The sequence below is a fragment of the Lewinella sp. genome (assembly GCF_050633125.1).
Classification (GTDB): domain Bacteria; phylum Bacteroidota; class Bacteroidia; order Chitinophagales; family Saprospiraceae; genus Lewinella.
Genome location: NZ_JBOEFX010000020.1, coordinates 117,916 through 125,198 on the forward strand (window position 1 = coordinate 117,916; position 7,283 = coordinate 125,198).

The following is a 7,283-nucleotide window of genomic DNA, read 5'->3' on the forward strand; positions in this document are numbered from 1 at the left end:
TTTGTTTCGACAAGCTTTATAAAGGTTGCCCCATATAAAACTCTACAACTTTCAAATTAAAGAGGAGTTGGTATTTGGCACGTGTCAATTCCCGGCGAGCAACGTCGAAATTATCCACAGCATTATTGAATTCGAAGGTGTTGATGGCGCCAACATCAAAGCGTCGCTGGGCATCGTTGTAAGCAGCTTCTGCTGCGTTTTGAGAACGCTGAGCAGCTAAGTAGGCATTACGTGAAGCGCGGAATTGGGTAATCGCCGATTGTACATCTGTTTTAAGTTGGTCAGTCGTTTGGCGTGCCGTCAATTCTGCACTAATGACATTGAGGCGTGCACGTTCCCGATTGATACTATTACGATGATTGTTGTAAATAGGTACGCTCAGGCTTAAACCTGCCGATTGGCCAAAGTTTTCGTTTAACTGATCTCCGTAGCTTATGTTAGGGTAGGTAATACCTTGGGTATTAAAGAAGACCACATCAAAAGTGGTGCCGTCAATCTCTACCGGAATAGGGTCGTTGGGTACTTGAACCGCGTTGTCTCTATTGGGGTTGTTGAAATCACGGGCTAAGCTGGAATAACTGGTGTTTAGGTTGCCAAAAATGCTAAGGGTAGGCAAGTTGCCTGATTTCGCTACTTTTTCACCCACTTTGCTGCTTTCAAGGCGAGCTTGGGCTGCTGCAACACCTGGCTGACTTTGCAAAGCGGCTCGATAAACTTCTTCTAAAGAGAAGGTTCTTACCAAGGCCTGATCTTCAATGTTGGCATCGGGCTTTTCTAAAACCAAATCCTTGGAAGGATCAATCTGTAGCAATTGCTTTAGACTTAAGTAGCCAATATCAACGGCGTTCTGTGCTTCTATAATTAATTGTTCATTGCGGGCTACCTGAGCTTCCAAATCAAGGCGGGCGTTTGGTGCCAATTGACCAACCTCTACCAACCTGGCAGTACGCGCTAATTGCTGATTTGATAACGAAAGTTGAGTTTGGGCATTAGCAAGTTGTTCTTCACTCAGTAATATATTGAGGTAGAAGGTAGCGGTATTCAAAGCAACAGTTTGCCGGGTATTCTCATTGTCCAGTTTTGTGGCTTGCAAATCGTAGCGTGACTGCTGAACTTCACTATTGATTCGATTACCGTCAAAAAGGATGACGCCAGCATTAATACCATAGCTGTTAAACCCAATTCTGGTATTATTAAAGCTGTTAGTCGTTGGATCAATGGTACGACCAAATTGATAACCAGCACTAGCAGAACCATTCACGGAAGGTAAGCGATTAAATTGGCTCTGCTTCATGGTTAGTTCCGCATTCCTGGTGCTGAGTTGGGCCTGCTGAACAGTAAGGTTATTTTCCCAAGCGTATTTTACGCAGGTTTCTAAACTCCATGTTTCCTGTGCATTCATTAATTGCACAGCGCAACACAGTGAAAATAAGATAATAAGTCGGGTCATAAGACAAGGTTTTTCGCAGCTGCTCCCCAAAGCAATAGCTAAGGGCAAGCACCCCGGGATAAAAGAATATTCCGAGTAAAATATACTGTTGCTACAAAATGCACTTAAACATACTACAAGCCGTAATAGTCGCGGTAAAAAATTCTATGAAAATCACTTTATCTTGGATGAAAACCAGACTAGTGCCTTATTTTGGTCTCTATTTCTACTTTCCTTGGGAATTGTGGAGAATGAAAGCCCCTCTACAAAGAGCGTTTGGATAATTCATTTTGCACCCTAATAGCTAAGGATTGTACTAAAGTAAACTTTGTGTTCAATTATATCCAGTGATGAACAAATCTAAAAAATACGCTTGTATTCACGGTCATTTTTACCAACCTCCTCGCGAAAACGCTTGGTTGGAAGTGTTGGAGACTCAAGATAGTGCTGCTCCTTATCATGATTGGAACGAGCGGATAAATTTCGAATGCTACGCCCCTAACGCCCGGGCCCGAATTATTGACGATAAAGGATATATCAATAAGATCGTTAATAACTATGCCCGGATCAGTTTCAACATTGGACCAACCTTGCTGTCTTGGATGGAAGAGGCCGATCCCGAAACTTACGCTGCCATTCTAGCAGCAGATCGTCAGTCGGAAGAATTTTTTAACGGTCACGGATCGGCTATTGCGCAGGTTTATAGTCACTTAATAATGCCTTTGGCCAATGAGCGTGATAAACATACACAAGTGGCATGGGGCCTACGCGATTTTGAGAAACGCTTTGGCCGAAAATCAGAAGGCATATGGCTGGCAGAGACGGCAGTTGACCTGGATACTCTCGAAGTATTGGCGGACTTTGATATTAAATTCACAATTCTTGCTCCTCGCCAAGCTAAAATGGTTCGTGCAAAAGATGGTGATAAATGGATAAACCTTGATCATGCGACCGTAGACCCACGCCGCCCTTACAAAGTAGCATTGAAAAGCGGCCGGAGCATGACCGTTTTCTTTTATGATGGGCATGTGTCGCAGGGGGTCGCTTTTGAAGGCTTGCTTAATAGCGGACCTCGTTTTGCGGAACGTATCATTGGAACGCTTGATGGGAGTGATGAAGTACAGTTGGCTCACATCGCCACAGATGGAGAAAGCTATGGGCATCATCACAAAAAAGGAGAGATGGCGCTGGCAGACTGCTTGCGTTACCTGGAAGAACACAAGTCAGTGACGCTCACCAATTATGGCGCTTTTTTAGCAACGGATCCACCGCATTGGGAAGTAGAAATTTATGACAACTCTTCCTGGAGCTGCGTCCACGGTGTCGAACGCTGGCGCAGTAATTGTGGTTGTAATAGTGGTGGCCGACAAGGGTGGACACAAGCTTGGCGAGCCCCCTTGCGCGATACACTTGACTGGCTACGGGATTTGCTTATCCCTGTTTATGAAAAAGAAGCAGGCAAACTTCTGGCGGACCCTTGGAGCGCACGGAATGACTATATTGATGTCATTATGGATCGTGATGGGAAGGCCTGGAAAAGATTTTTGGAAAAGCATACTACCCGTACACTACTAGATGAAGAAGAAATTCAATTGCGGCGATTACTCGAAATGCAACGTCAGGCGATCTTGATGTATACGAGTTGTGGGTGGTTTTTTGATGAGATAAGTGGTTTGGAGACCAATCAGATTTTGCAGTATGCTAATCGCGCAATTTACTATGCAAAACAGGTAGGAGGCCTCGACCTGCACGATGAATTCGTCGCGCGTTTAGCGGAAGCACCCAGCAACGTTTATGAAAACGGAGCGGTCAGTTACCAAAAGTTTGTAGAGCCTTCACGGGTAGATTTAGAGCGTGTGGGCATGCACTTTGCAACGGCTTCTATTTTTGCTCAATTTCCGGAGAAGATGACCTTGTTTAATTATACCACGGAAAGTGAAGTTTTAGAGAAACTGGTTGCTGGAGAACAGAGTTTGGTGATCGGTAGGGTAAGTATCCGTTCGCGGATTACGCGATCCCGGAAGCACTTCAGCTTTGCAGCTTTGCATCTAGGGAAACAAAACATCATTGGTAACCTGAGTACCCAGATGTCGAGGAAGGATTTTGACCAGATGGAAGTGGAGGCTAAAGAGGCTTTTCGTACACCAGATTTAGGCAAGGTGATTGCAGTAATGCAAAATTTCATCGGTTCAGAGAAGTTTAGTATCTGGCACTTGTTCCGTGATGAAAAACGGAAGGTGCTCAAAGAAATTACAGATAGTAGCCTGAAGGCCATAGAGCTGGACTTCAGGGATATTTACAATAGCAATTATCAGCTGATGACCAGCATGCTTAATAGTGATATTCCTCTTCCAGGAGCCTATAAAGCAGCCATAAAATATGTTTTGAATGAAGACCTGGAAGCTTTCTTCCAGCAAGAGCAATTAGATCGTAGAAAACTCCGTCATCTAGTAGAGGAATTCAATAAATGGGATGTGGCTGTAGTACACGTGCCAGAAGTGAGTCTTCTAGCTGCCAAGCGCCTGTATCAGGAACAAAAAGCCCTCCGCCCAGAACTGAAATACTATGATCAGCTACGAGCATTGGTGAAAATTCATGAACAGATCAACGCACTCAAACTAAGTGTGAACCTGTGGCGTAGCCAGGATTTGTTTTATGCCCGCCAAAAGGTAATGACCAAAAGCCTGGAGGTCGCTAATGATTCCGATTGGCAACGACAGCTCCGCCGATTAGGTGAGTTCTTGACGGTTGCGAATATGGAGGGGTAGGTGTTTCCTTTTATATACGCTTAGTGTCCTTCATTTTGGTGCAAAAAAATAACCTTTGGTGTTTCAAAAACACCCTAGCCTTGATTTGATATACCTTCCATTTTTTGGTCATAAACGCTAGCCAGCTGCTGCCAACCGTAGTGGGATACCCAGCTGCGGAAGCTGTCGTGTTGACTAGAAGGAGTGGGAAGGAGAAGAAGTTGGCGCAGCTTTATCAGTAGGTCTTCCTCCGTTTCGTACAGATGCGTCGTATGGCATTCTTTAGGAATATGCTCTGGATAAGCAAGGCGATTAGGGAGTAGTGGATAGACACCGTGATACATGGCTTCAACAATGCTACCCCCAAAGAAATCCTGGTTGCTGGTGACGGGTAGAATGGTAGATTTTTGTAGCCAACGAATGTATTCCTGCTTGTCTTTGGCAAAGCCCCAGTGGATGATTTCTTTGTTAAAGGCCTGTTGAGCCTTCGAAAAAACGGCTGGAGCTTTAGCAAATTGCTCCCCTAGGATTACGAGCTTAAAAGAGCGTCCTTCACTTTTTAATTGTTTGCAAACTCGGAAAAAAGCATCAGGGTTCTTATCGTACTCCCAGCGGTGATTCCATAATAAGACGGGAGGTGATTTACGGTCTTGAGGCATAATCTCTTCCGAATACAGAAAGTCCATTCCGAGGTAGAGCACCTGCGACTTACTTGCTATTCCTTCTACGGTATCAAGGCCCTTGTAATCAGGGAAGGCATTAAGGAAGCCTGGTAGCGCGGCCAGGAAACTTTGCTGATGGTAATGCGAATTGAACAACAGTGCATCGGCTGCCAGAGCGGAGGTGTAATTGATCCAGCCGTAGTGGCGATCTCTTTTTTGGTGAACGTCTTCGTCTGTGGGGGACCAAGGATAGGTAAGCTGGTTTTCGTGAAAATAGACCGCCACGGGTAGCTTGGCCGTTCTACTACGCGTCAGCGATAGAAAGGTAGCGGTGTCGAGCATGTCTGTTGTTAGCAATAAGTCAGGCTGTTCTGGTTGTGCTAAAAACTCTTGTGCCAGCTGTACGGCAGCACCGTGCATTCTCCATTTCCAGTGCCGGCCAGGTAGCGTAAACAAGCGGATCGTATGCTGACTGTGTCGCGCATACCCCTCGGCCCACCGTTGGTGGCTACCACTGAAAAAGGGGGCAAGGAGGTGAATGATCATCTGGCAAAATACGAGATTTTTATTTTAACCAAGTTGCGGACCGAATAGGGGAGCACGGCGCAGCGGAGCGAGCACAGCCAGGGGTGGTAGGAGCCACGCCAGGGCGACGGACGACCCGGCGCGGCGTCAGCTCGCGCGGCTGCCAAATAAATAACAACCCGCTAACGACGAACGACCCGGATAGAACTGATGCGGTCATTCCAGAAATCTCTACTATTATATGGACTCCAATTGTGCTCGAGTACGACGGAGCGCCCCTGATAGTAAGCGTTTTCGTAGAGGATAACGGCATAGCCACGGGGGATGTGGATAGAACTGATGCGGTCATTCCAGAAATCATCGGAGTGAAGGGCCGACCATTCGCCGGTAATGGTAAAAGAAGCTCCACGATAGCTGTGGTGCTCGAATACAGTGATGGTTGGGGCTGGGAGGTATTCACAGTTTCTACTACAATGGGGCCCACAAATATGTCCTATATGATCAGAAGGAAGGGGGTCGTAGGGGTATTTGACGTTGGGGTCTTCAGGAATACGCTCATGATGATCGTGAGCAATTGGGACGAGCCGAATGGATGAAATACGATTGTACCAATACCGATCCTGGCGGCTGGACCATCGGCCTCGTATCACGAGGTACCCTCCTCTGAAGCCACCATGTTCGAACAAGTGAGCTTCATAGCCACGGGGTACGATGATGGAGTTGATAGCATCGTTCCAATGGTCATAAGGATTGTTTACGGACCAGTCAGCGTGGATGTTTAATCTTTCACCCTGGAAATCTGAACGATGATAAGCGATAATGGGTGGGCCATAGTTTACTGCGCCGAGAAAAGAGGAGAATAGTAAACTCAATAGCGCAACACGAAATAGGATTAGCATTTTCATAAACAGTAGTATTGTGATGCTGGAAAGTAAGCATCCGTTGTTATTCTGAAAGATGCGGTAGAATACTTGATCCACCCTATGCTGATTGTTGGTTTAACTACAGTTTAATAAGTGGTAAGGAAACCTTAAAAACCCGTTGATGCGTTAAGAAGAACTTAAAAAGAATCTTTTTTTGAATAAAAAGTATTTATTAGAAAAAGAATTTTTATTAATGTAATATATTGAAAATCAGTTAATTATAATTTTGTTTCTCTTTTAGAATATCGAAGAAAAATTGAAATCTGGTTTCCCATGCGCTATACTAGCCCCTACATTTGTAGCGTATTCAGAAGGAAACAACCTAAATAATACGGGCAGCATAAAAGAATGCCGCTTTTATTTGAAACCCAGAAAGATTTAATCTGTCCTTAAGATTCACTTAGTTTGGTGGGCGGTAATGCTCGCATTGCCGTCCCAACTTTAAGGAATCGCACAAGGATAGGGAACGAAACCCCATTAACACCATTTTTTGATTCTGTGATGTTTTTTGAGTTGGGCATTTGGTCCCAAAGTATACACCTAAAACCAGATCAGTGGATGAGCTGATCTTTTTTAACCTTTTGAGTTGCTTTTTATAGCACTTGAGGAAACACACACACTGTTCATTAGGGCACTCCCCGGCCGATCTTAGGAAAGGCCGGGGAGCACTAAAAAAAGAATTTGAGAAGGAAATCTGATTACACTCGCATACCAATAGTGGCATGCAATCCAATTTGTTAACGGAATGCCAAACATTTCGGGCCGGTCGAACGCTTATCCCCTATGATTAGAGGCGTGTCGATCAGTCCGGGCTGAGAAGTCCGACCCGCAAGGGTGTTTTATTATCTTCAGAAGGGCAATTGGAGATAAGTAGATAGTTGCTATTATTCCGGGCCGGGCAGCGATTAAGTTCGCTGTCCGGTTCCTTTATTTTGTCAACTAGGTTTTTTTACCACAAAGTCACAAGGGGTTGTTTAGAATAATCTATGTCTGGTAC

At 45.1% G+C, this 7,283-nt stretch carries 4 protein-coding genes; 1 reads left to right on the top strand and 3 read right to left on the bottom strand.

Going from position 1 to position 7,283, the window contains the following annotated elements:
• Positions 1 to 16: 16 nt before the first annotated feature.
• On the bottom strand, positions 17 to 1,450 hold the full coding sequence (locus ACRBG0_RS05415; protein ID WP_431485880.1) for a TolC family protein: 1,434 nt from the start codon (positions 1,448 to 1,450) through the stop codon (positions 17 to 19).
• Between the two features lie 329 nt (positions 1,451 to 1,779).
• Here ACRBG0_RS05415 and ACRBG0_RS05420 point away from each other — a divergent pair, with 329 nt between their 5' ends.
• A complete protein-coding gene (locus ACRBG0_RS05420; RefSeq protein WP_431485881.1) occupies positions 1,780 to 4,197 on the top strand; it encodes a DUF3536 domain-containing protein in 2,418 nt (805 codons plus the stop codon).
• 74 nt (positions 4,198 to 4,271) lie between these two features.
• Here ACRBG0_RS05420 and ACRBG0_RS05425 read toward each other — a convergent pair whose 3' ends face one another.
• Together ACRBG0_RS05425 and ACRBG0_RS05430 are read right to left on the bottom strand one after the other, a co-directional pair.
• On the bottom strand, positions 4,272 to 5,384 hold the full coding sequence (locus ACRBG0_RS05425; protein WP_431485882.1) for a tRNA-queuosine alpha-mannosyltransferase domain-containing protein: 1,113 nt from the start codon (positions 5,382 to 5,384) through the stop codon (positions 4,272 to 4,274).
• A 161-nt stretch (positions 5,385 to 5,545) separates the two neighbouring features.
• Positions 5,546 to 6,268 (bottom strand): beta/gamma crystallin-related protein, encoded by a 723-nt coding sequence (locus tag ACRBG0_RS05430; RefSeq protein WP_431485883.1) that lies wholly within the window; start codon positions 6,266 to 6,268, stop codon positions 5,546 to 5,548.
• Between the last annotated feature and the right edge of the window lie 1,015 nt (positions 6,269 to 7,283).